The 25045-nt window shown below is 46.1% G+C and carries 26 protein-coding genes and 5 pseudogenes; 30 read left to right on the top strand and 1 reads right to left on the bottom strand.

All coding sequences use genetic code 11. The annotated features are described in order from the left end of the window. The 27 genes and pseudogenes from F8561_RS09975 to F8561_RS10095 form a co-directional block, all read left to right on the top strand. A partial coding sequence (locus F8561_RS09975; protein WP_151887390.1) for a type VI secretion system Vgr family protein occupies positions 1-1820 on the top strand: 1820 nt, incomplete at its 5' end. Between the two features lie 10 nt (positions 1821-1830). Then, a complete protein-coding gene (locus tag F8561_RS09980; RefSeq protein WP_226778029.1) occupies positions 1831-2307 on the top strand; it encodes a hypothetical protein in 477 nt (158 codons plus the stop codon). A 75-nt stretch (positions 2308-2382) separates the two neighbouring features. Continuing rightward, complete coding sequence (locus F8561_RS09985; protein WP_226778031.1) at positions 2383-2937, top strand: hypothetical protein; 555 nt, start codon at positions 2383-2385, stop codon at positions 2935-2937. Between the two features lie 3 nt (positions 2938-2940). Then, the gene (locus F8561_RS09990; RefSeq protein ID WP_151887392.1) at positions 2941-4017 is read left to right on the top strand and encodes a hypothetical protein; all 1077 of its coding nucleotides are present in this window, start codon (positions 2941-2943) and stop codon (positions 4015-4017) included. A 76-nt stretch (positions 4018-4093) separates the two neighbouring features. Continuing rightward, positions 4094-4534 carry a DcrB-related protein gene (locus F8561_RS09995; protein ID WP_050736953.1) on the top strand — a complete coding sequence of 147 codons (441 nt, stop codon included), beginning with the start codon at positions 4094-4096 and terminating at the stop codon, positions 4532-4534. A 3-nt stretch (positions 4535-4537) separates the two neighbouring features. Continuing rightward, on the top strand, positions 4538-8929 hold the full coding sequence (locus F8561_RS10000; protein WP_151887393.1) for an RHS repeat-associated core domain-containing protein: 4392 nt from the start codon (positions 4538-4540) through the stop codon (positions 8927-8929). Further along, complete coding sequence (locus tag F8561_RS10005; RefSeq protein ID WP_020882338.1) at positions 8926-9408, top strand: hypothetical protein; 483 nt, start codon at positions 8926-8928, stop codon at positions 9406-9408. Before F8561_RS10000 ends, F8561_RS10005 begins: the two co-directional genes overlap by 4 nt. A 101-nt stretch (positions 9409-9509) precedes the next feature. Then, positions 9510-9890: a hypothetical protein gene (locus F8561_RS10010; protein ID WP_151887394.1), complete on the top strand. Its 381-nt coding sequence runs from the start codon at positions 9510-9512 to the stop codon at positions 9888-9890. Between the two features lie 16 nt (positions 9891-9906). Further along, positions 9907-10107, top strand: coding sequence for a hypothetical protein (locus tag F8561_RS24350; RefSeq protein WP_226778033.1), 201 nt, complete (start codon positions 9907-9909; stop codon positions 10105-10107). Positions 10108-10377: 270 nt separating this feature from the next. Further along, positions 10378-10671: a YciI family protein gene (locus tag F8561_RS10020; protein ID WP_148576313.1), complete on the top strand. Its 294-nt coding sequence runs from the start codon at positions 10378-10380 to the stop codon at positions 10669-10671. Between the two features lie 106 nt (positions 10672-10777). Next, positions 10778-12259 (top strand): annotated as a pseudogene (locus F8561_RS10025) (RHS repeat domain-containing protein); the annotation flags it as partial. Next, positions 12259-13296, top strand: coding sequence for a hypothetical protein (locus F8561_RS10030; protein WP_151887395.1), 1038 nt, complete (start codon positions 12259-12261; stop codon positions 13294-13296). The pseudogene F8561_RS10025 and the gene F8561_RS10030, both read left to right, overlap by 1 nt. Before the next feature lie 716 nt (positions 13297-14012). Further along, positions 14013-14495: a hypothetical protein gene (locus F8561_RS10035; protein WP_192938254.1), complete on the top strand. Its 483-nt coding sequence runs from the start codon at positions 14013-14015 to the stop codon at positions 14493-14495. A gap of 456 nt (positions 14496-14951) precedes the next feature. Next, positions 14952-15882, top strand: a pseudogene (locus tag F8561_RS10040) (RHS repeat-associated core domain-containing protein); the annotation flags it as partial. Positions 15883-15909: 27 nt separating this feature from the next. Then, positions 15910-16182: a hypothetical protein gene (locus F8561_RS24180; protein WP_086532396.1), complete on the top strand. Its 273-nt coding sequence runs from the start codon at positions 15910-15912 to the stop codon at positions 16180-16182. A 103-nt stretch (positions 16183-16285) separates the two neighbouring features. Continuing rightward, positions 16286-16945, top strand: a complete 660-nt coding sequence (locus tag F8561_RS10045; protein WP_151887396.1) for an Imm43 family immunity protein — start codon at positions 16286-16288, stop codon at positions 16943-16945. 143 nt (positions 16946-17088) lie between these two features. Then, entirely contained in the window at positions 17089-17655 is a 567-nt protein-coding gene (locus F8561_RS10050) for a hypothetical protein (RefSeq protein WP_226778035.1), read from the top strand. Positions 17656-17781: 126 nt separating this feature from the next. Next, a complete protein-coding gene (locus F8561_RS10055; RefSeq protein ID WP_032669715.1) occupies positions 17782-18207 on the top strand; it encodes a hypothetical protein in 426 nt (141 codons plus the stop codon). Between the two features lie 88 nt (positions 18208-18295). Then, entirely contained in the window at positions 18296-18778 is a 483-nt protein-coding gene (locus F8561_RS10060; RefSeq protein WP_148576317.1) for an SMI1/KNR4 family protein, read from the top strand. 445 nt (positions 18779-19223) lie between these two features. Continuing rightward, entirely contained in the window at positions 19224-19604 is a 381-nt protein-coding gene (locus tag F8561_RS10065) for a hypothetical protein (RefSeq protein ID WP_148576318.1), read from the top strand. A gap of 16 nt (positions 19605-19620) precedes the next feature. Beyond that, complete coding sequence (locus F8561_RS10070; RefSeq protein WP_151887397.1) at positions 19621-19986, top strand: hypothetical protein; 366 nt, start codon at positions 19621-19623, stop codon at positions 19984-19986. A gap of 258 nt (positions 19987-20244) precedes the next feature. Further along, the gene (locus F8561_RS10075) at positions 20245-20688 is read left to right on the top strand and encodes a DUF6386 family protein (protein ID WP_020882315.1); all 444 of its coding nucleotides are present in this window, start codon (positions 20245-20247) and stop codon (positions 20686-20688) included. 159 nt (positions 20689-20847) lie between these two features. Beyond that, a pseudogene (locus F8561_RS10080) lies at positions 20848-21631 on the top strand (RHS repeat domain-containing protein); the annotation flags it as partial. A 24-nt stretch (positions 21632-21655) separates the two neighbouring features. Further along, positions 21656-22111 (top strand): TNT domain-containing protein, encoded by a 456-nt coding sequence (locus F8561_RS10085; protein WP_151887398.1) that lies wholly within the window; start codon positions 21656-21658, stop codon positions 22109-22111. Between the two features lie 5 nt (positions 22112-22116). Beyond that, on the top strand, positions 22117-22494 hold the full coding sequence (locus tag F8561_RS10090) for a hypothetical protein (RefSeq protein ID WP_020882317.1): 378 nt from the start codon (positions 22117-22119) through the stop codon (positions 22492-22494). 203 nt (positions 22495-22697) lie between these two features. After that, a complete protein-coding gene (locus F8561_RS24620) occupies positions 22698-22844 on the top strand; it encodes an HNH endonuclease signature motif containing protein (protein ID WP_324279609.1) in 147 nt (48 codons plus the stop codon). A gap of 8 nt (positions 22845-22852) precedes the next feature. After that, positions 22853-23050: a bacteriocin immunity protein gene (locus tag F8561_RS10095; protein WP_020882318.1), complete on the top strand. Its 198-nt coding sequence runs from the start codon at positions 22853-22855 to the stop codon at positions 23048-23050. A 70-nt stretch (positions 23051-23120) separates the two neighbouring features. Here the strand turns inward: F8561_RS10095 and F8561_RS24545 are convergent. Continuing rightward, a pseudogene (locus F8561_RS24545) lies at positions 23121-23241 on the bottom strand (DUF933 domain-containing protein); the annotation flags it as partial. Between the two features lie 3 nt (positions 23242-23244). Between F8561_RS24545 and F8561_RS10105 the strand changes: the two are divergent. The 3 genes and pseudogenes from F8561_RS10105 to F8561_RS10115 all read left to right on the top strand — a co-directional run. Further along, positions 23245-24024 (top strand): annotated as a pseudogene (locus tag F8561_RS10105) (RHS repeat domain-containing protein); the annotation flags it as partial. Positions 24025-24163: 139 nt separating this feature from the next. Then, complete coding sequence (locus F8561_RS10110; RefSeq protein WP_126488231.1) at positions 24164-24469, top strand: hypothetical protein; 306 nt, start codon at positions 24164-24166, stop codon at positions 24467-24469. An 8-nt stretch (positions 24470-24477) separates the two neighbouring features. Next, positions 24478-24996: a hypothetical protein gene (locus F8561_RS10115; protein WP_138614178.1), complete on the top strand. Its 519-nt coding sequence runs from the start codon at positions 24478-24480 to the stop codon at positions 24994-24996. The last annotated feature ends 49 nt before the right edge of the window (positions 24997-25045 follow it).

The raw sequence follows: 25045 nt of genomic DNA on the forward strand, positions 1-25045 counted from the left end.
TGCTTGGCACGGATGCGCGCATTGACCGCAGCAAACTGCTGGGTCAGCCGGTCACGGTGACCATCCCGACGCAGAGCCTGCTGACGCCCCGCTATATCAATGGAAAAATCACCCGCGTGGCGGTGAGTGCCGTCGAGCTGACGGGCACCCGCTATGCGGTGTACCAGCTGACGGTGGAGCCGGACCTGTGGCCGATGAAGCGCGACCGTAACCTGCGTATCTTCCAGGGCCAGACGGTGCCGCAGATTGTGAAAACCCTGCTGGCTGAACATCAGGTCAACGTGGAGGATAAGCTCACCGGGAGCTACCGGGTGTGGGACTACTGCGTGCAGTATCAGGAGTCGAGCCTGGACTTCATCAGCCGTCTGATGGAGCTGGAGGGGATTGCATACCACTTCAGCCACGAGGCGGACAAGCACACCCTGGTGCTCACCGACGCCGCGACGCAGCATCAGCCATTCAGCGGCTACGAAGTCATTCCTTACCACCAGACGCCGTCAGGCGGCAGTACGGATGAAGAGGGTATCAGCCAGTGGGCGCTGGAGGACAGCGTCACCCCGGGGATTTACAGCCTCGATGACTACGACTTCCGCAAGCCGAACGCGTGGCTGTTCCAGGCGCAGCAGAACCCGGCGTCACCGAAACCGGGCAGTATCGACGTGTACGACTGGCCGGGACGGTTTGTTGAGACCGGGCATGCGGAGTTCTACGCCCGTATCCGTCAGGAGCGCTGGCAGGTGGAGCACCAGCAGATTCAGGCGACGGCCACGGCCGCGGGTATTGCACCGGGACACACCTTCACCCTGACCAGCGCCCCGTTCTTCAGTGATAACGGTGACTATCTGGTCACGGCGGCGGGTTACCATTTCGAGGAGAACCGCTACGCGAGCGGCGAGGGGGAAACCATCCACCGCACTGATTTCAGCGTCATCCCGGCGTCGGTGTCATACCGTCCGGCGCAGAGCACGGCGTGGCCGCGCACCTACGGCCCGCAGACGGCAAAGGTTGTGGGGCCAAATGGGGAGAGTATCTGGACGGACAAATATGGCCGCGTGAAGGTGAAATTCCACTGGGACCGTCTGGCGAAGGGGGATGACACCAGCTCCTGCTGGGTGCGCGTGTCGAGCGCCTGGGCGGGTCAGGGGTACGGCGGGGTGCAAATTCCGCGGGTCGGCGATGAGGTGGTGGTGGACTTTATCAACGGTGACCCGGACCGTCCGATTATCACCGGCCGGGTGTACAACGAAGCAAGCATGCCGCCGTGGGCGCTGCCGGCGGCGGCCACGCAGATGGGTTTTATGAGCCGCACGAAGGATGGCTCCGTGGATAATGCCAACGCCCTGCGCTTTGAGGACAAGGCGGGTGCAGAGCAGGTGTGGATCCAGGCTGAGCGCAACATGGACACCAGCATTAAGAACGATGAAACGCACAGCGTCGGTGGCGAGCGCAGCCATTATGTGAAGAAAAATGAACTGCATCGGGTGGAAGCGAATCAGATCCAGGCGGTGAAAGGCGGAACAGAGATCCTGACGGGCAAAGGCAAGCTGGATGCGGCGGTGGAGCAATATGTCATTGCTTCCGGTACGAAGCTACGGCTGGTCTCCGGTGAAAGCGCAATTGAGCTGAACGCTAACGGCAAGATTAACCTGATCGGTAAAGAGTTTAACTTCTTCGTGGAAGGGGATGGTTATATCACCACGGGCGGTAAGCTGCACCTGAATACGTCTGGCACACAACCGGGTACCACGGCGCCGGGTTCCGGGCATAAAGGGGATATTGATGCGGCGGTGCAGGAGAAATTTACGACTAAAGGTGAGTAAGGTCGTAGCAGTGCTTATTGCATTATTAACGACGGGAATGGCTGAGGGAGATTCAGAGAAAAAGGATCTCTGGGCGTTCATTTCACAAATGAGCGCCTTACTCAAAACGTTATCCGTTACGAGTCTAAATGACATGCCGTTGCACTTTAACTACATGAAAAATAATGCATATATGAACTTCTACCATGCTGATGATTTCAAGCTTTTGGAGGGTACGAGCATTACTACCATTGATTTACGAGTAAGCAAAAAAAATGATGGCATGGCTCCCTTACTGAATTTTTCACCATCAGGCCAGTGCATCACACTTCAAACCGTTAAAAAGCATTACCCACAACTGACGTTAACTGATTATCCCCGAGGCCGCTCGGAGAATGAAGTGACCAGTTATACAGCACCAAAAGATATGAATGGACAAAAAGTGAGTTTCAGTTTCACCGTAAAAAAACCTGACTGTCTGAGCTCTGTTGTTATTAGCGCTGACTAAGAAAACAGCTTCCATGACTCGCGGTTTCCCACATCGGTGAGAAGCGTAATTTAGATTGAGAAAATGACGATTAACGTGAAAAAACAGACTCCGACATATCTTTGTTTTGTTCTGATGCTTACCTGTCTGTGCAGCAGTGCGGTATTGGCTCAAGTTATACCGCCCGTTCTGACAAATCACGATTTTTCTGTGCAGATAAAAAGCCAGCCTGTCGAATTGGGTGAAAGATGGACTCCTGACGTTGCGCGCAGAATTGACGTGCCAGTGGAAGGCAGTTTTACCGGTGAGGTTCCTTTTGACGGAGCTAACTATAAATTCTTCCAGCATAAAAAGTCTGGGTTAGACATTTTCAGTTCCAATCTCTGGTGGGATAAAGCGGAACGAAGCGTTGATGATTATATCGTGTCGCAGATCACGCTGACTGCTACAGATGCCGCAACGCCGCGTGGTGTCCATGTTGGTTCAACGAGAACGGACTTGAACACAGCATACGGTGACGGTCAGGTCGCAAAGGATGCCGGAGAACAATGGATTACCTATGAGTTGGGTAAAAAGGTCCTCTCTTTTGAGATCAAAGACAGTAAAATTGTGAAGATAACAATGAATTACGACAATGGAAATCCAGAGTAATTTATGAAAAGGAAATATCTGGCAGCCGTATTGCTCACCGCTTTCTTGGCAGATGCAACTGAAACTGCAACTGCGCTAGAGTTATCACAATACAATAAGCTCAATACGGTCAGTCGCATCGTTAACGATAGCGAAGTGACAGACCTCCTCAGAAAGGCCCTGGGAAGCGATTACCAGACGTTTATCAACAATTTTGATGTATTTGGTGAACCGCATTCCACGGCTGACGGAGGATTGTTGATTGAAGGCTGGCTAAAAGATCTTTATCTGGAAAACGCCTCTGCTTTGGTTATCGAACCAGATGGCAAAATCTACGCTGCCTGGCTCGTACCCGAGTCTGACGTTATTCATTATCAGTCTTCTGAACATCGCCAGGATATTAACGGCGATATTAAAAAATGGGCTGCAAGATTTGGCACACTGAATTTTGAAACGATAAGCCAATCTGGTCCCGCATTTGGCGGAGTATGGTCAGGCGGGTACGCGAACGACTCGACGTTAACTCTGCGGTTAGCTGAATCAGGTGGCCGTATCTCCGGATCTTATTGCTATATTTCTCAAAGAGGAAACCGCATTGATTGCCCGGCAGATGATGAGCGTAATCTTAGCGGTACGATCGCGGGCAATCGTGCCAATGTTGAGTTCAACTCATCGTTTGGCGGTATAGGCGGACGGGCTGTTCTGGAAATTAAGGGGAGTGAAATGGAATGGCGTTTAGTTACTCCTCCTCAAAAAGGAAATTATTATGCTCCGCAGCGTTATACGTTACAGAAAGCTGCTTCGGCTCAGACAGTTGAAACCCGAAAACTCAATACTGAAAAGTTCGCTATTTCTCTGGTCAATAAATGCGGGCGTTTTACTAGTGAATGTGACCAGATGTATTATCTCGGCGTGCGCAAAAGTGATAATAGTACGATCTCCCTTAAGGGGAAAACGTTGCACGATCCTGCAGGCAAAATAATTGGCTCTACCTATAAGAATGGCGAGATCGCTTACACCGTGACTTACTCACCCGTGAAATTGGTCGTGAGCAAAGGCAGCCATGTGTTAGTTGAACAGTCAGGTCAGTGGCTTAAATAATGCATTCGCCAGCCAAAAGGCCAGTGTGGATTGGCCTCTTTTGTTTCTCACACTATTAATCATCCCGAGTTCCCATATGAAATATACCCTCCAGGAAGGTTCCTTCTCCCTTTTTCCTGCCGCGTGGCAGGATAACAGTATGAACATTATTCGCGACGACGAAAGCGGGTTGTCCGTGGTGGTCAGTCGCGGCGTTATTCCGGATGGCAGCGACTATGAGAAAGAGTTTCACCGCCAGTGGGAACTACTACGTCCGCAGATGGGCGAGATTGCCCAAAGCGCATTCCAGGGCGTAAAGGTCGGGCCTGACGGAAAAATTAACGCGCTGGAAGTCGAGACGACTTTTGACAGTAACGGACAGCGCATTTGGCAAAAACAGCTGGCCGTACAAACGCCGGGCAAGCCGGTGTTGATGATTTTTACCCTCTCGGCGCTCAGAGCATTCACCGCAGAGGATGAGGGGCGCTGGAGCGCGCTTAAGCAGAGTCTGACGCTAAACGACAACCGGAATGTGTAAGGCATGAGCGATAACAACGCGGCCCGTCAGGGCGACGAGATCATTCACTCCAGCATTTTTGCGGATATCACCAGTATTGTGGCGGAAGGTGCGGCCTATGCCGTTATCGGCGCTGCCGTGGGCGCGGCGGCAACCGTTGCTGCTCCGCTGCTGGGGGCGGGTGCTGCCGCCGCGGGCGTGGCGGCGATTGGATCCAGCTGTCTGTTAAGTGGGATCATTGGCGGCGTACTGGCAAACGTGGCAGGTATAACTGACGATATCAGCAACGCCGCCGAAGGCTTAGGCAACGCGCTGTTCCCGCCGTCACCAGCGGGCAAAATTACCACCGGGTCTGATAACGTTCTGACGAACGCGATTCCCGCTGCACGAGCGGCCGGGACGCTGACGCCCGCCGACACACCGTCACCTGAACCACAGTCTCCGGGCAGCTTTGCCGATTACGCCGGCATGCTGCTTTCCGCCGCTGGACAGTTTGGCAGCGAGATGTGGCAGCCGAGCGTGGCGTCTGCCGCCGCGGGAACCTCGCCGCTGGAAGAAGACAAGGTGGCGTGCGAAAAGCACTCCGGGCCGCAGTATCTGGCGGAAGGCTCTAAAAGCGTCTTTATCAACGGACAGCCCGCGGTACGTGCAAAAGATCGCACCACCTGCGAAGGCACCGTTTCCGACGATGTTTCCCCGAATGTGATCATCGGCGGGGACACGCTAACGGTCCGCGATATCAAAAGCGGTAAAACGCCGGGTCTGGCGCTGGGGATGATCGCGCTCTCCCTGCTGCGCGGACGTCCGGGTAAAATCCTGAAAAATATGCCCTGTGCACTGGCGGCAGCCGGCGGTGGCATGCTGGCCGATATGGCCGTTAATGCTGTGTTTGGCTCCTCGCACCCGGTACATGCTGCAACCGGCGTGAAGGTGCTGAATGATGACGATGAACTCGATTTCTCGCTGCCGGGGCGCTTCCCGCTGCGCTGGCAGCGCAGCTACAACAGCCTGACCACCCGTGAAGGGCTGTTTGGTCTGGGTTGGGCGACAACCTTTGACAGCTATCTGACGCTCGAAGAGAACAACGCCACCTGGTTCGACGAAACCGGCCGTGAGCTAAGCTTTGAGCTGCCGCCCGTCGATCGCGCGTTTTACAGCATCAGTGAAGGCATCATCATCCGCCGCAATGAGAGCGGCGACGTGGCGATTGCCGACGACGACGGCGCGGTGTGGCGTCTGTATAAACCGACCCGGGCGAATCCCACCATCCTGCGTATGGCCTCCCTCAGCGACGAATACGGTAACGCGCTGCTGACGGAGTGGGATGAACACGGCAGGCTGGTCAATCTTCACGATGAGCCACGGGCGATTGATGTCACCCTGCGCTATGAAGATGAGCGTTTCCCGCAGCGCGCCACCTCTGCCAGCCATTTTGACGGCAACCGTACCTGGCCGCTGATGCAGTGGGGTTACGATGCGCGCGGCCAGCTGGCGAGCGTGACGGATGCCTCTGGCGTAGTGACGCGTGAATACCGCTATAACGACCACGGCCTGATGGTCTGGCACCGCCTGCCGGGCGGGCTGGAGAGCGAATACCGCTGGCAAAAATTCGACCACTGGCGCGTGGTGGAAAACCGCACCAGCACCGGCGACGGCTGCCGCTTCACCTACGATTTAGCCGCCGGGCTGACGACCGTCGAGCACTACGATGGCCAGACGCGTAAGCACTACTGGAACGCGCAAAATCTGATTGTCCGCTACGTTGACGAGCGCGGTGAAAACTGGTGCTACGAGTGGGATGAAAACGAACTTCTGACCCGTCGCATCGATCCGCTCGGTAACGCCGTCACCTTCGTCTACGACGAAATGGGCAACCGGGTGCAGGAAATCGACGCCGACGGCAATACCCGCACCACCACCTGGCTGGAGCACCGCGCGCTGCCGTCAGCCATCATTGAAGCCGACGGCAGTGCGACCCGTTTCTGGTACGACGAACATCACGGGCTGAAGCGTGTGGTGGACCCGATGGGGCAGACAACACTGCTGCGCCGGGACGAGTTTGGTCAGGTCGTTGAAGAAGTTGATGCCGCGGGAAACAGTCGCTACCAGGAGTACAACGAGGCCGGGCAGGTCATTCGTGCCACAGACTGTTCAGGACGAATAACCCGCTATACCTATCATCCGCTGGGCTGGTTAACGACTGAGATCGGCGCTGACGGCGAAGAGACGCGCTATCGCTACGATGCCGCAGGGCGTCCGGTGCAACTCGATCGACCGGAAGGCTGGACAGAGTCACTTGCATGGAACGAACGCGGCCTGCCGGTGACGCATGCGGGCGCTGATGGCAAAGAAAGTGAGTTTATATACGACGAGGCAGGACGATTAACCGCTACGCGTAATACTCAGGGTGAAGAGGTCCGTCGCCGCTGTGACAGCCGCGGGCGACTGATTGCCCTGGAAAATGAAAATGGCGAAGCCTATCAGTTCCGCTGGGGGCCCGACTCGCTGCTGCTGGAAGAGGTGGGGCTCGATGGCGTAACCTCGCAGTATCGCTATGACGCATGCGGGCGAACGATAGCGCGCACGTTTGCCGCCGGTCATCCGGAAGCCATCACCCATGCCTTCGCCTGGAGCGCGAGTGGCCAGCTGGTTGCCCGCACCACGCCGGAAGGGCAGACCCGTTATCACTACACACCGTCAGGTTTGTTGAGTCGTATTGGACTTCATCCGGCACTTTCCGTTGACGCCTGGAGTGCAGAGGCAGAACAGGAACTTGCCTTTGAGTATGACGCCCTGGGGCGTGTCACGCGTGAAGTGGGCGAGCACGGTGAGCTGGCATGGGAGTATGATGCTCTCGGCAACCGCACCTCCGTCACGCTGCCCGATGGCCGCGAGCTGAAACAGTTCTACTACGGCAGCGGGCATCTGCTCAGCATTGCCCTCGATAAGCTGTCGGTCTCTGATTTTACCCGTGACGAACTCCACCGTGAGACCAGCCGCACCCAGGGGCTGCTGACCACCCGCAGCGAGTACGACCGTCTTGGTCGACTGCATCGCCGGGATGTATTCACTGGCAATGCCCAGCGTCCGTCGCCGCGCCGCTGGTCTCGCCGCTGGGATTACGACTACCGCAATAACCTGGTGCGGGAAGAGCGGGACGATAACCCGTTCAGCTGGTACCGCTGGCAGTACGACAGCGCCGGACGTCTGCTCGTTCAGGACGGCACGCTGCCTGGCCAGGAGCAGTGGCGCTGGGACGCTGCCGGTAACCCGCTGGAAGGTTCTGCTGAGAAGGTCACGCACAACCGCCTGACGCAGCTTAACGGCATTCGCTGGCGCTATGACATCCACGGCCGCACCGTGGAGAAAGATAACGGCCAGACCCGCTGGCACTACCGCTACGACGGTGAACATCGCCTGACGGAGGTCATCAGCCAGCCGCGGGACCGCAATAAGCCGCATACGCAGGTCAGCTTCCGCTACGATCCGCTCGGTCGCCGCATCAGCAAAACGCGCCGCCAGATGTTGGGAGGACAGCCAACCGGCAAGCCGGTTACCACCCGGTTTGTCTGGGAAGGGTTCCGCCTGCTGCAGGAAGTGCACGGGGACGTGCCGCTGACCTACGTTTACAGCGATCAGGACAGTTACGATCCGCTGGCGCGTGTCGATGGCGTTGATTCCCCGGAGATTTTCTGGTTCCACTGCCAGCCCAACGGTACGCCGGAGCGGATGACGGATATCGAAGGGCAGGTGCGCTGGGAAGGGGTGAACAGCGCCTGGGGCAAGCTGCTGCGGGAAAGCGAGACGCAGGTATCAGGATATTCTCAGAACCTGCGCATGCAGGGGCAATACCTGGACCGTGAGACGGGGCTGCACTACAATCTGTTCCGGTATTACGACCCGGACTGCGGGCGGTTTACGCAGCAGGACCCGATAGGGCTGGCGGGGGGGATAAACCTTTACCAGTATGCGCCGAATGCGCTGGGGTGGGTGGATCCGTGGGGGTTGAGTCGTAAATGTAAGGATCCATCTAAAGAAGCAACGAAGTGGCAAGGCCCTGGAAATGATGATTATCCCGGTATTGATGTTTATAAGAATAGGAAGCTGAAAAAAGGTACAATTCTTTATGCTCTTTACCCGAATGGGAATCAACAACCCTCATATACTGTGACATTCCCAACAGTCAATCAATATAGAGGCGATCCTTTGGGTTATCATCAAGCGTTACAGGTAAAATTAGATCCTCGATGGCCTGTACGTACGAAATTAAGGGCTTTCTATGTAAGCGAAGACATAGATGTTGCTTACGGTAGAGCTGCAGCCAATAAGTTGTATGGAGATGGGGGAGGACTTCAGTTCTTTATCCCAGAGGAATCGAGACATCTTTTAACCCCAGGAAAGATTATAGATATATGATAAACTTAAATTTTAATGCGAAAACGGGAAAGCTAATTTTCGATGGTCTAACTTTAGAGATTGATACTGAAGAAGGATTTTGCAACAGTAAACTTTATCACAAACTAAATACGTTTAATGCTGTAAAGAAATACATGCCTTATCACTATCTTATTGATCCAGTGTTTTTTTGCGATAAAGAATTTGAAATTAACATACGGCCAATATGTTTTGGTTTTCCTTTTATGGTTCATCTTGTCGATAAAGATAGTGAATATTATAAATCCCTAAAGGACTGGGATGCGAGAACTAATATTAACATGCTAAATAACTCAGTGAAAAGCTTGTCTGATTGGCTAAGCCTTTCTCTGAATTTAGGGGTTCCTGATATTACGAAAACAGAAATGATTAGATGGGATTATGAATGGGGCCGAATTTCTGTCTCGTATGAGACAAAGTCATTCAACCATGGTATATATATAGTTTGGAATTCAATATAATCAATAACCAAGGCTTGCCTAAATTAAATTATTGACTAATAACATCATCCATTTACTTTTAATCTTACTTGTTATTATTGGAATTAAAAGGTATAGAGGAAATGAAAATAACTAATCGACTTAAAAAGAAGTTATTAGCCCTCGATGGCATTGACAATGATTTCATAGAGTATGGAAAGGAAATATCATGCCCTGAATGTGACGGGGTAATAGTCTACTCTATCGTAAACTCATATGAGTTTGACACGCTTACTGAAGAGGTAAAAAGCTTTTTGGTTAAGAAAATGAGAGGTGTGAAGCTTGTTAGTGAACATAAGAAATATAGCTACGACGATAGCCAATTAGATGTTTCGAAAAATACATGTTCAAAGTGTTTGAAAGATTTTTCTAGTGTATTAACGTATAAAGAAGTGCAACCAGCACGATACCGGGTATATCTTGTGGGGCTTTTTGAAGGTGATTTGAAAAAGATCAAACTTTAAAAGTTGAGGTTTACAAATGATTGAAAATCTCATTTATTTTAAAGAAAATAACCTGCTTCATTGGGCTAGTGGTGAAAGTAACAGAGTGGTTAGTATGCCATTTTTAGACCATGCACTGGTCGACTCAACACGCCAGTTAGTCTTTGCGTTAAGCGAGTCTAAGCCATTACCAACCGTTTTGACCATCTTCGATGCTCAGGGCGAAAAACTATTTTGATCTGCACCTCCTGAAGGTGCGACTTTCTATTACTTAACATTCAATCTGTCAAAGGAAGTGGTCGTTTTCTGTAGCTATCCAGCAAAACAAAATGGTTGGCATGATTGGTTTTATTCCTGGGATATGAAGCGTAACGCGTTGTCTCAATCGGGCCCTGCATATTAAGATCAAAAGCGCTAAAAAAAATGATAACTATAACCGGTGGCAAAACAGGGACTGTATCAGCAGTTCCAACAAGCGGTTTAAAAAAACAGAGTTAAGAGGCAAAGGATGAGCACGGTTTACATTGTCATTTTGACCTATATAAAACCACTCGATGAAATCGACGCAGCGATACCTGCTCATGTTGAGTGGCTAAAAAAGGGGTATGCAGAGGGGATTTTTCTGGCTTCCGATAGACGGATCCCAAGAAACGGCGGTGTCATTCTCGCTAAGTGCGAGAGTCTTGCCTCTCTTGAAGAGCGCTTACGCGAGGATCCTTTTCAGAAGTTAAAGCTTGCGACTGTTGAAATCATTCCCTTTGAACCCAGCATGAAAACAGAACTCCTGGAAAATGTGTTTTAACCCCGTAAGAAAATCAAACGTTAAACAAGAGTTCATCACATCGCCATCTTTAACGATGTAATTTTTGCCTTACGCACGCATCTTGCCTGCTTCTTCGCTCCTTGTTCACCCTGCTCTCAATAAGCTGTCGGTCTCAGATTTTAGCCGCGACGAACTTCACCGTGAGACCAGCCGCACCCAGGGGCTGCTGACCACCCGCAGTGAGTACGACCGTCTTGGTCGACTGCATCGCCGGGACGTCTTTACCGGCAATGCGCAGCGTCCGCCGCCGCGCCGCTGGTCTCGCCGCTGGGATTATGACTACCGTAATAACCTGATACGGGAATAGCGGGACGATAACCCATTTAGCTGGTACCGCTGGCAGTACGACAGCGCCGGGCGTTTGCTTGTTCAGGACGGCACGCTGCCCGGACAGGAGCAGTGGCGCTGGGATGCTGCCGGTAACCCGCTGGAAGGATCTGCTGAGAAGGTCACGCACAACCGCCTGACGCAGCTGAACGGCATTCGCTGGCGTTATGACATCCACGGCCGCACCGTGGAGAAGGATAACGGACAAACCCGCTGGCACTACCGCTACGACGGCGAACATCGCCTGACGGAGGTCATCAGCCAGCCCCGGGACCGCAATAAGCCGCAGACGCAGGTCAGCTTCCGCTACGATCCGCTCGGTCGCCGCATCAGCAAAACGCGCCGCCAGATGCTGGGCGGGCAGCCAACCGGCAAGCCGGTCAGCACCCGGTTCGTCTGGGAGGGGGTCCGCCTGCTGCAGGAGGTGAACGGGGACGTGCCGCTGACCTGTGTCTACATCGATCAGGAGAGCTACGACCCGCTGGCGCGCATTGATGGCGTGGATGCCACTGAGATTTTCTGGTTCCACTGTCAGCCGAACGGCACGCCGGAGCGGATGACGGATAGCGAAGGGCAGGTGCGCTGGGAAGGGGTGAACAGTGCCTGGGGCAAACTGCTGCGGGAAAGCGAGACGCCGGTATCAGGATATTCTCAGAACCTGCGCATGCAGGGGCAATACCAGGACCGTGAGACAGGGCTGCACTACAATCTGTTCCGGTATTACGACCCGGACTGCGGACGGTTTACGCAGCAGGACCCGATAGGGCTGGCGGGGGGAATAAACCTTTACCAGTATGGTGCCAATAGTTTAACCCGAATAGACCCTCTGGGATTAAAACAAGAGGGAGTTATACGCTATATGAGTAAAGATGAAGCGATTGCTTCAGCTTCTGAACTCGATGGTAAAGGTGGATTGGTTCCTAATAATCGTGGTGAAAAAGCCATATGGGTTAATCATGATAGCCGACCAGGGTTTAACCCTGGAAATGAACAGTATCGTGCCGTTATGACCGTAAATGACTCTGGGGTTGAGCTTCTTAATCAACATAGTGATATATCAAAAGTTAATTACAAAGAAACCGGGCTGAAAGATGGAGCTCTATCAAAGAGAAATGAACCTGGAGCAAGGGGCATCGGTAAAAATATCCTTTCTCGTTTTAATGATAAAATCACTTCATTCCAGATTGAAAAGAAAGATGCTAAAGGTAATTGGAAGAAATGTGGTAAGAGGATTACTTAATGATTTTTGAAATGTATCTACATAAAATTGAACACTTCACTAATGCGAGAGCAGAGATTGAAAGTTTTGGAAATTATGTCTATGTTCAAGATGAACCAGACCTTTTTCCCGTTTATTTTAAAAAAGAAAATGGGAAGTATGCAGAGTTGAGTCGTTGGCAAACTTGCTTTCCTAAACTTATGTTACAGCGTGCATTAAAGAAGCTAGGCCTAAGTGAAGAAGGGAAATATGCATTTGAAGTTTTTCTATCTCGATTAGGTTATCTGTTTCAAATAGATAATCGACAGCGTATAGATAAAGATATCTTTATATTATTTTATATACATCAACTTCTTTCTTTAAAAAACAACAAAGAAGATTACGCAATAAAAGCAAAAGGCTTTTTTTTAAGGGTTTTGTGTTTTGAAATGGGCATGGATGATGACTCTTATAAATTGCTATGCATTACTAATGCCGGGCTCTGTATAAATACTGCTCAGCATGGTAATGTAACTGTATTATCATTGCTTGAGCAATTTTATGCACAACTTGAAAAAAAGAAAAACTTTGAAGATATTAAGGCTATAAAATACTATCAATCATCGGTATTAAATTTTTTGTTTGTTGCGAATAACGAAGATAATCACCTGTTGTTTAATGATAAAAATTGCTATCTTATCGATCCTGGTAATTTTATTAATGCATATAAAAAATCTAAAAAAATAATATATAAAGCTTTGGATCAGTGTTTTGATAAGTATCAATCTACAAAAAATTTATTAATATCCAACTTTATTCTAATGAATTACGCTTATTATATTCTTAGAGATAATTTAGCAGATCTTAAAACATTGAGCAGACATGTTTCTTCAGATATATTTGGAAGGATAATTTCCGCTATAGTATACAGAGGTTTCTTTGTAGATGAAGAAAAAATACTGAGGTTAGTTGGTGATGAATATAAATTCGGACCTGAAGGTGAAGAACGGAAATTATTTAATATATTCGATTTAAATGTTAATATTCGACCACAATCGAGGGTGTTAGGATTTGAATAATGAATCCGATGCGGAACCCTCGATTCTAAAAATCCAGGTTATGGACTGTTAATAACTTTATGGCACGCATGTTGTCAATAGAACAATATGTATATCTAATACAGTGCATTAGTGTACGCTGCTATAAAGATTACGGATTATTTTCTTAACAAAAAGTATCATATGAATTTTATTGATGTTCGGTATTTAAGGTTATGCTAACAAACCACTGACGACTTTGCGGCATTCGCTGGCGCTATGACTCCATAAACTTACCGAATGTGTTGAAAGATAACGTCCAGATTTCCTCTCAACCTCATATTCATGGTAATGAATACTGGAATGTTTATCGCGAAGTTGATGGTGCTGATGTGGTAAGTGGCAAGGACCTCATAATAAAGATTATAAAGGTATTGATAGTTACTCGAACAGAACGCTTAAAAAAGCACGATCCTCTATGCATTGCATTCAAATGGCGATCAGTTACCTGCATATACCATAACTCATACTACAGTTAGGTAATCTAAAGGTGATTCATTAGGATATCATGAGGTGTCACAAGTGACACTTAACTCAGATTTCCCTATAGGAACCAAAGTTAGGGAATATTATGTATCTAAGGATATATTTGTTTCTAATGGTTGTGCAACGGCGAATCCTCAATCCGGAAAGGGGGGGCAGTTTTACATACCTGAAGAAGCAAGAGGTAAATTAATTACTGCTAAGATTATAGATATATGAAGAAGATGACATTTAATGTTAAAAATGGGAATGTTAAAATTGATGGTTATCCTATTGAACTTAGCTCTTTTGAAACATTCACTTCATCTGAATTTTACAAAACCCATCCGCAATTCACTAAGATAGGTAATTTTTATTTTTCGAAAAATGATATTGAATGGGAAGGGCAGAACTTTATCGTAGAGTTCAGACCAGCAATTTTCTCATTTAATCCATCTCTTTTTCTTACAAATAAAGACGGAGATTTTTATCAATCACTCAAAGATTGGGATAAGAGGGCATCGTTAAAAAATCTAGAAGAGGAAGAAAGACGATTGACAGAATGGGTTCAAAATAAATTTTCCAGAAACAATATGGGAAAGATAAATAAGCCTCCATATGGAACAAAATGGACTTATGAATGGGGAGAGATAACAGTGCAATCAAATGAAAGATCCTTTGATTGTGGGATATATATTGAATGGGATCTTAATCTCTGATGGTAATAAATCGTACATTACATATATGAGTTATCCATTCATGGAACGGAAGTCATATTATCCAATAGTGATATTTAAATTTATTATAGATGACTGACTTATTTCGTATACGAGATAAAAACTCGGATTAATCCCTTTTTTCTAAATGAAATAATAATCTTCTTTGTACATCTTTTATAAGCGAGTCTAAAAAAGAGAAATGTATAATGAAATGCATAAAGAATAGTTAGATAATAATTTTGTAAAAATTGGATTTATGGCGAGATGAATTACTCACTTTCAGGATTCACTATATACACCTTAGTTGATCTTTCAATAAAAAATCAAGATATGGCGTTGGTTATTAGTAAATGCCATAAGGTAAAGAGAGTCTCAAGACACAACTGAAACTATTTAAACTTTACTCAGGAAGTTTAGTATGTCGCCATCTTTAACAGTGCAATTTTTCCATTCTGCACGCAGGGGGCGCTGACCACCCGCAACGAGTACGACTATTTTGGTCGACTGCATCGCCGGAACGTCTTTACCGGCAATGCCCAGCGTCCGGCACCGCGATGCGAATCCCGCCACTAACCTGGTACGGGAAGATCGGGATGATAACCCGTTCAGCTGGTACCGCTGGCAATACGAAAGCGTCGGGCGTTTGCTTGTTCAGGACGGCACGCTACCCGGGCAGGAGCAGTGGCGCTGGGATGCTGCCGGTAAACCGCTTGAAGGTTCTGCTGAGAAGGTGACGCACAACCGCCTGACGCAGCTGAATGGTATTCGCTGGCATAATAATATCCATGCTCGCACCGTAGAGAAGGATAACGGCCAAACCCGAGGAACCGCAACAAACCGCAGACGCAGGTAAGCTTCCGCTACGATCTGCTCGGTCGCCGCATCAGCAAAATGCGACACCAGATGCTGGGCGGGCAGCCAACCGGTAAGCTTGTCACCACCCGGTTTGTCTGAGAAGGGTTCCGCCTGCTGCAGGAAGTGCACGGGGACGTGCCGCTGACCTGTGTCTACAGCGACCAGGACAGCTACGATCCGCTGGCGCGTATTGATGGCGTGGATGCACCGGAGATCTTCTGGTTCCACTGCCAGCCCAACGGTACGCCGGAGCGGATGACGGATAGCGAAGGGCAGGTGCGCTGGGGAGGGGTGAACAGCGCCTGGGGCAAGCTGTCGCGGGAAAGCGAGACGCAGTTATCAGGATATTCTCAGAACCTGCGTATGCGGGGCAATACCCGGATCGTGAGACAGGTCTGCACTACATTCTATTCCGGTATTACGACCCGGACTGTGGGCGGTTTACGCATCAGGACCCGATAGGGCTGGCGGGGGGATAGACCTTTACCAGTATGCGCCGAATGCGCTGGGATGGGTGGATCCGTGGGGGTTATTTAATAGTGGTATATTAGTTAAAGATATGTCTGGCAAAGTTGGAGATCGACTCTCTGCTTACCATGTTATACCCGCTGAGGTGTGGAAAGAGAACCAATCATTCTTCAATAATATTGGCATCGGTAAAGACATGGACTCTGCATTTAATGGTATTTATTTGCCAGGCAGCGCAACAGCAATGAAACAAGATGCAGGAAAGGAATGGATGTTTTCCATAGCAGTAATCATCATAACTATAGTGGTATTGTCCGCCAGCGAATTGCTCGTGTTGAGCAACGATATAATTCTGGGATATTAGATGCTAAAGGGACGAGGATAGCTATAAGGCGGACCCAGATTGATATGAAGAATAAAATTTGGATGGGTCATGTTCCCACAACAAAATGCAGGGGAATGAATTAATGTCCTATTATGTGATCATGAATGACTTTGAATCATCACTCATGCCAAGAAATTTACAGGGCATGGTTGATGAAAGATTTCAGATCGATGAAAACTGGGAAATAGAAGGCTCTGCATTTTCCTTCCCTTATCGAATAACAGACGATGCATGTCCAGATCGTATTTATTTGTTGTGCAATAAAAATGTTGGGGCTTTGAAATTTGACTATTATAAAAAAGACTTTGGGCACTTGATGGACAAGTCTTTATTTTCAATTTTAGAAAATTATAAGCACAATGTTATTTTTGATCGAGATATAACACCAGTTTCGATTGGGAATGGACAAGTTCTTCGAGATGATTTTAAATATGTATATTTTCCAGGCGTGGATGTTATAGATGAAGAAAAATCTATTCTTGAAGATGATAAATTCGGAGATATCATACCTTTTAAAATTGAATTAAAGAATGATGCGATTGAATATGATATTTTTTCGTTTAGCGGCACATTATTAGGAGGGTTTATCATTATTAAACAAGAGGTTAAGGAAGTTATTGAAAGTAAAGGCTTCCGGGGTTTGAAACTTGTTCAACTGGAAAATGCTTTAGACGTTTTCTGTGAAGATTATTTCTACGAAATAGACTCAAATCGTAAGAGAAAGGGCAATAAACTATCTTAATATTGAATGGTGTCGTGCCATTACTGATTCTTTATTTTTCTTTTTTAATGGCGCGAAAAACTTCTTTGGATGATGAGTCCATTTTTCAACTATAGATCATAGTAGTTATACGAGTAATCAATAATGTTAACTCTTAAAGAGGAATGATGTATATAAAAAATACTATTCAAGACTTTGTTATCAAATTCAAAACGAATGATTTAAATATGGGAGAGATAGACTTTACAGCAGAAGAAAATGAAAGTTCTCTCCCTGTGAATTTGAATGGCGAAATTCGATTTTTTTATAGCCATTTGATTTTAAATGACCATCCAACATTTTATGGTACTTTCTTTATACAAATTGTTGAGTCTCAAGATCTCAATGAAATATTATCAGGTTGGCGAGTTCAAAATGATACGGCCTGGCACGATGAGTATATAATCTTTGCTGAAAGAAATGGAGACGTTCTTTTTTGTGACACCCGAAATATAACATCTCCTGTTTATGGTAGTATTCAAAAACGAAACTTTATCATTTCCGGTTCCTTAGCTGACTTTTTGGATGTTTTTTGTTCTGCCATTGAGATAGAGCAAAGTAAATATGATGGTGATGGTACAGATGATGATTTTAATTTCAGAGAGGATTTTCTGGAAGATATCGATTTTATGCTTAAAAGCAAACTAAAGGATGTTGAGGCAAAAGGGTTTAAGCAATTCTTTTTTGGTTAACTTTTTATTTTTTAATATTAAAAATAACATTTTTTAGAGAACTTCTTTATTCAAAAAGTATTTATGGCTCATGTCAGCTTTTATATTGGTTAGGAGGTTTCTTTGCGATTCACCATCAATAAACACATGAAAATCGGTTACGATAAATTTGATGAAAAAAGAGTTACATCTTTTATAGAAAAAGGAAATGAGTTTCATGATGATAAAAAATATACTGAGGCGTTAGAGCAATACCACAAAGCCTGGCAAGCTCTTCCTGAGCCGAAGCTCGAATGGGAAATTGCCAACTGGATCTGTGCATGCATATACAGCGCATATTTTGATCTGGCGGATTATGCTGAGGCAAAGAAATGGGGAGAGACGACATTACGGACATGTGGATCGGATATAGACACTGCACCCTTAATCGATCTCGGCATGGTCTGTTATGAGTTGAATCAATTTGAGGAAGCGTATAAATATTTTAACGATGCTTATAACTACGGCAAAGAGCGTGCATTTCAGGATAGACCTAGAAAATACCTTGAATTTTTTTTGCGCAAAAGAACATGAATACATCGTTATTTACCTTTTAAAGGTGGCTTGAATAAATATGTTCCATATAATTGCTTACGGAGTGTAATTACTACTTAATAATCTCATGAATAACTTCAAAAAATGTGAAAAAAAGATTGGACGTGCAGATATTTATAAAACGGAAAGTAAATTATCTATTACCCTTCCGGATGATTTCGTATCACATTATCTGCAATTTAATGGTGGCATTCCTGAGAAAAGTTGGTGGGACGGTGGTGAAGGTTTTGAGCCAGTAGAGGTAGCAGGATTTAAACCGTTTGTTTATAATACTCAGACAAATGATGATCCTAGGTCTTTAATTGACGGTTGCTATATTAGCATGTTGGATAGGGAAGTGATTCCTAGGAACCTGCTTCCTTTCGCAAATGATTGGGGAGGGAATTTCTTTTGTCTGAATTTAGATTATTATTCAATTGTATATTTTGCCACAGATTCTTTTGATAAAGATTTGACTATGCAAGAGAATCATATAAAACTTCAAAGATATCTGACAAATTCATTTTCCCACTTTGTTGAGGGGTTGGTAACCGAAGAGAGTCTTCCTTAAAGAATAATTAATAAGTTTGCGACTTATTTAATTCTGCTGCTGTGAAGTCTATTTTTATGAAATTCTGTAGCAAGCCATAAAGTTCTAGTTAAAAACTAAAAATGCAACGTATTTTTCCCTTTAATTAACAATTACCATCTTTGGTCATGAGTTTGTTATTTCTCAGAAATAGTAACTACCTTTTAGGACCAATTAGTATTCAAACGAAAAATAGGTTGAGAATGAAATAACCTCAAACCCTAAGCTTGAAATTAACAATCCTCCATATGGAATTCAATGGGATCATGAATGGGGAAGAATTGTTGTACAGTCTAATGAAAAAAGCTTCGACTGTAGAATTTATATCGAATGGAATGTTTGACTAAATGAAGTTATCAATTAATAAAATCCCCCCATTTGCTTATCACCTAACCTGTCTATTAATGGAGTTAAAGGTTTAGACAAAATGAAAATAACAAATCGACTGAAAAAGAAGTTATTAGCCCTAGATGGCATTGACAATGATTTCATAGAGTATGGAAAGGAACTAGCATGCCCTGAATGCGAAGGTGTAATAATATATTCCATAGTAAATTCATATGGTTTTGACTCGCTCACCGAAGAGGTAAAATGCTTTCTTGTTAAGAAAATGAGAGGTGTGAAGTATCTTAGTGAAGCTAATAAATATAGCTATGATGAAAGCCAATTGTATGTTTCGAAAAACACATGTCAAAACTGTTTAAAAGACTTTTCAACTGTTTTTACGTATAAAGAAGTTCAGTCAGCCCGGTACCGTCTATATCTTGTAGGTTTTTTTGAAGGTGACTTAAAACAGATCAAACATTGAAATTTTAGGTTTACCTATGATTGAAAATCTTAATTGTATTAAAGAAAATGATCTGCTTGAATGGACGTGTGGTGAAATTAACTCACTGATTACTATACCATTTTTAGACTATGCAATGATAGATTCAACACGCCAATTAGTCTTTGCGTTAAGCGAACCAAAGCCATTACCAACCGTTTTGACAATTTTCAATGCTCAGGGCGAAAAACTGTTGTCGTCTGCACCTCCTGAAGGCTCTATTTTCTATTACTTAACATTCGATCTTTCAAAGGAAGTGGTTGTCGTCTGTAGTTATGCAGTACAAGAGAATGGCTGGTATGATTGGTTTTATTCCTTTGATATGAAGCGTAATGCGTTAACTCGAACTGGCCCAGCGTATTAAGATCAAATGCCCTTAAAAAATGATAAGGCAAGCTGTTTCTGCGTGCTTTGAAAAGATGTTCGGCTCAGCTCCTGATCTAAGTAAGTAAAATGCTGATCATCTGTTAATTTAATTGTTGAAGATTCGCCCGTATAAAGAGTATAAATGCTGAATGAAACAATTAATAAAAGTGTCGGTAGTTCCTGGAAAATACAGGTAGAAAGGCGGGATTTCAGCTGGGGATGCCATCAGAGAAATAATATTTCAATAGGGGGTAAAATGAATAAATCCATTCATGTCCAGACGAATACTGCCACATTAGTTATTTATGATTTGATGTCATTAAAACATAGAATTGATAATGATGCAGATTGGTGGAGTCTTCCAGAAGATGAAATTGAAGAAATAAATAAAGGGAATGTATTATTTCTCAATCTTGGAGAGGATGGCACCTATAAAATTCATATAAAAAATAATGTTGACGAGTATGTTGGAGCACTATTTTTAAACGTACCTTCTGGAAAGGTTTTCATTGGGGCGGGGGAGGATGTCACGGGCGGAGATCTTGAGCCTGATGACTCAGATGCTATTTCTGGTGAGTTTATTATTTTAGAACCTGGTAGTTACAAAGTTAAATTTAAAAAGCAAGGTTCAGATGTTCTAATTTCCTTTACAAAAGCAACGTTTATTGAAAACTCATTAGAAGAGGGAGTTTATCTCTGAATGAAAATCCACGCCTTGGTGTGGATTTTTTGATTCAAAAAAAAATGTTAAACAATTAGTTCATCACGTAGCCATTTTTGACAATATCATTTTTTCCTTTTGCATGTATCTTGCTTGTTTTTTGCGCCTCGCTTACCCTTTCCCTCAATAAATTGTCAGTATACCCGCGACGAACGACTCCACCTTGAGAATCGCCGCCCCCGGGGTCTGCTTACAACCCGCAGCAAGTACGACCGTCTTGGTCGACTGCATCGCCGGGATGTATTCACTGGCAATGCGCAGCGTCCGTCGCCGCGCTGCTGGTCCCGCCGCTGGGATTATGACTACCGTAATAACATGGTACGGGAAGAGCGGGACGATAACCCGTTCAGCTGGTACCTCATCAGCCAGCCGCGGGACCACAACAAACCTCAGGCGCAGGTCAGCTTCCGCTACGATCCGCTCGGACGACGCATCAGCAAAACGCAACGCCAGATGCTGGGCGGACAGCCAAGCGGCAAGCCGGTCAGCATCCGGTTTGTCTGGGAAGGGTTCCGCCTGCTGCAGGAAGTGCACGGGGACGTGCCGCTGACCTTTGTCTACAGCGGTCAGGACAGCTACGATCCGCTGGCGCGTATTGATGGCGTGGAAGCACCGGAGATCTTCTGGTTTCACTGTCAGCCGAACGGCACGCCGGAGCGGATGACGGATAGCGTAGGGCAGGTGCGCTGGGAAGGGGTGAACAGCGCCTGGGGCAAGCTGCTGCGGGAAAGCGAGACGCAGGTATCAGGATATTCTCAGAACCTGCGGATGCAGGGGCAATACCTGGACCGTGAGACAGGGCTGCACTACATCTGTTCCGGTATTACGACACGGACTGCGGGAGGTTTACGCAGCAGGACCCGATAGGGCTGGCGGGGGGATAAACCTTTACCAGTATGCGCCGAATGCGCTGGGGTGGATCCGTGGGGGGTTAGTCGGTGTCAAAATGAATGGAATGGTTTCCAATCCAAATCAAAAGGTGTTTTTCAAAACACGGACAGATGCTTCAAAAGCATATAAATTATGGAAAAACCAAGACTGGCAAAGCTTAGAATCCTTTATGGGACCTGGAGCATGTCCTCCAAATAGAGGGCTTACCAAAGCTACGCCGATAACATTGAAACCGGGAACTAAAATTGACAGATATGGTGGTCGTATCAACGATGGGACTTTCAGTGATACAGGAACTTTCGTATCTCCTGCTGGAGCATCTTTCGAAAGCCGAGCCTTGCCTTTGGATACGCTAGATAAAACATATAAAACCTACGAAGTGGTTGCTCCAGTACATGCATATGCAGGACCCGCGATACCTTGGTTTGAACAACCAGGAGGGGGAACTCAATATGCACTATCTAAATCAATAAAACAACTATTGGCTGATAAAAAAATTAGAGAGAAATAAATTTCATGAGTCTGGGAAGTTATAATTTCAAACCCAAGAGAACAATATATGATGGAAAGGATGATGATTTTTATGATTATTCAGAAAAAATATCCATACCAAAGTTAGATTGCGAGATTGTTTTCAAAAATGAAGATGCCAAACCTCTTTGGGGTATACATGATGATTTAAAAAAACAGATCTTGAAAAATATCTCTGGGATAAAGGTTAAAACATATAGCGATGATCTAAGTCCCTCCTATAAATATAACGATTTAGATATTTATGTTTATTCCGGTTTGTTTGCAGGCAATGTTTTGCATATAGTTTTAGCTGAGGGTGAAAGTCAGGCTGCCAGATATAAAATCATATTGTTAGGGTTTGTATTAACTGACTGCAATTAACGCTATTTCAGCGAAATAGCATGGTGATGCAAGTTTATTCCCATCTTCTATTGTCGATAAATTACGAGGCCGGGAAGTAAAATCCTTGATGATTTTAGCGAGAACTTCTGTATAGGGGGATATTTCAATTCGCATCTTTCAAAGCAATGTTGTTCATCAAATGTTACCAGAATGCGGGGCGGAAAGCTCCAATAGCGCATGCTATGCAATGGAACGTGAAAAATAGATATTTTGTACTACACCATAGAACCCCTGCCCACCATGGAGGCGGTGTATATGATATTGATAATCTGGTAATTATTACGCCAAGATATCACCTTGACACACTAGACCGTGCTTATCCTTTTTAAGGAGTAATATGCAAAGACAAGAGCTTATTGAACTGATAAAAAAAATCCAACGTAGTGAAGGTACAGAAGAGGAAGCTGATCACAACATTGACCTACTTTGTAGAAGTGTCGCAGACCCTCAGGCAGCCAATTACATTTATTATGAAGAACTTAGCGCAGAAGAAATTGCTGATAAAATTATAAACTACAAACCAATCCAACTATAAATATTATTCTGGTGGCGCAATGAGTCCCCCATATGAAAAAAATCCATGCCAAAGCGTGGATTTTTTCCATTCAAAACAGATCAAACGTTAACAAGATGTTCACCACGTCGCCATCTTTAACGATGTAATCTTTACCTTCAACAGGCATTCGGGCTTCCTCCTTACGCACCTTGCTGACCCTTACCCTCAATATTTTGCTTGTACAGGACAGCACGTTGCCTGGCCAGGAGCAGTGCCGCTGGGATGCTGCCGGTAACCCGCTGGAAGGTTCTGCTGAGAAGGTCACGGACAACCGCCTGACGCAGCTGAACGGCATTCGCTGGCGCTATGATATCCACGGCCGCACCGTGGAGAAGGATAACGGCCAGACCCGCTGGCACTACCGCTACGACGGTGAAGATCGCCTGACGGAAGTGATTAGCCAGCCGCGGGACCGCAACAAACCGCAGACGCAGGTCAGCTTCCGCTACGATCCGCTCGGTCGCCGCATCAGCAAAACGCGACGCCAGATGATGGGCGGACAGCCAACCATCAAGCCGGTCACTACCCGGTTTGTCTGGGAAGGGGTCCGCCTGCTGCAGGAGGTGCACGGGGACGTGCCGCTGACCTGTGTCTAAAGCGATCAGGACAGCTACGACCCGCTGGCGCGCATTGATGGCGTGGATGCCCCGGAGATCTTCTGGTTCCACTATCAGCCGAACGGCACGCCGGAGCGGATGACGGATATTGAAGGGCAGGTGCGCTGGGAAGGGATGAACAGCGCCTGGGGCAAGCTGCTGCGGGAAAGTGAAACGCAGGTATCAGGATATTCCCAGAACCTGCGGATGCAGGGGCAATACCTGGATTGTGAGACAGGGCTGCACTACAAACTGTTCCGGTATTACGGCCCGGGCTGCGGACGGTTTACGCAGCAGGATCTGATAGGGCTATATGGCGGGTTAAATCTTTACAGCTATGCTCCTAATCGATTAGGTTGAATAGCTCCGCTGGGTCTATGCAAGAGAGGGGATCCCAATGCAACTGAATCTATATTTAGGGTTCAAGCGGGAATTCCACCAAATGCAAGTCGGGTCAGAATCAAATTAGATTCTGCTAATAACCCCAAAATTCAGCGTGGACCACTTAAATAGTGGAACCTTAAATATCAGTATTGGAGATAGCTCACATGCTCAGCATTTCCTTGATATTAGAGGTGGTAATGCAGAAATTGTCTCCTTTCAACTTCCTAAGTGGATGGCGGATTTCATAGAAGAAAGTGCAATACCTCAGGCCGTTTATCGTACTAATCCGTTAAATCAAGGTTGGTTAGCTCCTAAGCGTGTCGATCCGACAACGCCAGGTAGATCGTATGAATTACCATCAATGTGGGCAGAATGGCTTGAAGAAGTAGCGATTCCAGGCTCGGGGAATGTAAAATAGGTTACTATATGAATGTTAATAAAGATGATGAACTCCTTGTAATAGTGAAGAACGAAGGAAGATTTTACTGGTTCGTTGCCTTTAAAGAAATGTGGGTTTTGGACAGAGTTAGATGGGTAGACGATTTTGTGAAAAACGGGGTGGAAATTAACTTACAGGATATCCATAAAGAAAGATATGACATACCAGTAGTAAATGAAGAAAACGTACAAATATTCATTGATAACTTAATTAAAGAGGGTTATTTATACGATAAGGATGATATGTCTGTGGCGTTTTACAATAGGCTTTCAGAAAAAACAACATGGTGGGATATATATGATCTAATGCCGGATTTATTTATAGACTTTGATAGTAAGCGACTATATTCTGAATATGTTGAGAATATGCATTATCACAAATATGTTCCTGATGGATGGTTAGGTGAACTTGTTGATTTCTGCAGTGATGGAACGTTACCTCAAGATGAAATATTCTGGATAAAAAATGAAACAGATTATAGAAGCATTGTGATCGTTAAACGGTAAAAATATACTTTCGGCATATCATTATTAGACTATGCAATGTTAGATTCAA

This window comes from Enterobacter sp. 198, from assembly GCF_009025585.1.
Taxonomy (GTDB): Bacteria; Pseudomonadota; Gammaproteobacteria; order Enterobacterales; family Enterobacteriaceae; genus Enterobacter; species Enterobacter ludwigii.

What these genes read in the sequence shown, in the direction of transcription:
- F8561_RS09990 (WP_151887392.1), top strand. Translation starts at nt 2,941, where the DNA reads ATGAAAAGGAAATATCTGGCAGCCGTATTGCTCACCGCTTTCTTGGCA.
- F8561_RS09995 (WP_050736953.1), top strand. Translation starts at nt 4,094, where the DNA reads ATGAAATATACCCTCCAGGAAGGTTCCTTCTCCCTTTTTCCTGCCGCG.
- F8561_RS10000 (WP_151887393.1), top strand. Translation starts at nt 4,538, where the DNA reads ATGAGCGATAACAACGCGGCCCGTCAGGGCGACGAGATCATTCACTCC.
- F8561_RS10005 (WP_020882338.1), top strand. Translation starts at nt 8,926, where the DNA reads ATGATAAACTTAAATTTTAATGCGAAAACGGGAAAGCTAATTTTCGAT.
- F8561_RS10010 (WP_151887394.1), top strand. Translation starts at nt 9,510, where the DNA reads ATGAAAATAACTAATCGACTTAAAAAGAAGTTATTAGCCCTCGATGGC.
- F8561_RS24350 (WP_226778033.1), top strand. Translation starts at nt 9,907, where the DNA reads ATGATTGAAAATCTCATTTATTTTAAAGAAAATAACCTGCTTCATTGG.
- F8561_RS10020 (WP_148576313.1), top strand. Translation starts at nt 10,378, where the DNA reads ATGAGCACGGTTTACATTGTCATTTTGACCTATATAAAACCACTCGAT.
- F8561_RS10030 (WP_151887395.1), top strand. Translation starts at nt 12,259, where the DNA reads ATGATTTTTGAAATGTATCTACATAAAATTGAACACTTCACTAATGCG.
- F8561_RS10035 (WP_192938254.1), top strand. Translation starts at nt 14,013, where the DNA reads ATGAAGAAGATGACATTTAATGTTAAAAATGGGAATGTTAAAATTGAT.
- F8561_RS24180 (WP_086532396.1), top strand. Translation starts at nt 15,910, where the DNA reads ATGTCTGGCAAAGTTGGAGATCGACTCTCTGCTTACCATGTTATACCC.
- F8561_RS10045 (WP_151887396.1), top strand. Translation starts at nt 16,286, where the DNA reads ATGTCCTATTATGTGATCATGAATGACTTTGAATCATCACTCATGCCA.
- F8561_RS10050 (WP_226778035.1), top strand. Translation starts at nt 17,089, where the DNA reads ATGATGTATATAAAAAATACTATTCAAGACTTTGTTATCAAATTCAAA.
- F8561_RS10055 (WP_032669715.1), top strand. Translation starts at nt 17,782, where the DNA reads ATGAAAATCGGTTACGATAAATTTGATGAAAAAAGAGTTACATCTTTT.
- F8561_RS10060 (WP_148576317.1), top strand. Translation starts at nt 18,296, where the DNA reads ATGAATAACTTCAAAAAATGTGAAAAAAAGATTGGACGTGCAGATATT.
- F8561_RS10065 (WP_148576318.1), top strand. Translation starts at nt 19,224, where the DNA reads ATGAAAATAACAAATCGACTGAAAAAGAAGTTATTAGCCCTAGATGGC.
- F8561_RS10070 (WP_151887397.1), top strand. Translation starts at nt 19,621, where the DNA reads ATGATTGAAAATCTTAATTGTATTAAAGAAAATGATCTGCTTGAATGG.
- F8561_RS10075 (WP_020882315.1), top strand. Translation starts at nt 20,245, where the DNA reads ATGAATAAATCCATTCATGTCCAGACGAATACTGCCACATTAGTTATT.
- F8561_RS10085 (WP_151887398.1), top strand. Translation starts at nt 21,656, where the DNA reads ATGAATGGAATGGTTTCCAATCCAAATCAAAAGGTGTTTTTCAAAACA.
- F8561_RS10090 (WP_020882317.1), top strand. Translation starts at nt 22,117, where the DNA reads ATGAGTCTGGGAAGTTATAATTTCAAACCCAAGAGAACAATATATGAT.
- F8561_RS24620 (WP_324279609.1), top strand. Translation starts at nt 22,698, where the DNA reads ATGCAATGGAACGTGAAAAATAGATATTTTGTACTACACCATAGAACC.
- F8561_RS10095 (WP_020882318.1), top strand. Translation starts at nt 22,853, where the DNA reads ATGCAAAGACAAGAGCTTATTGAACTGATAAAAAAAATCCAACGTAGT.
- F8561_RS10115 (WP_138614178.1), top strand. Translation starts at nt 24,478, where the DNA reads ATGAATGTTAATAAAGATGATGAACTCCTTGTAATAGTGAAGAACGAA.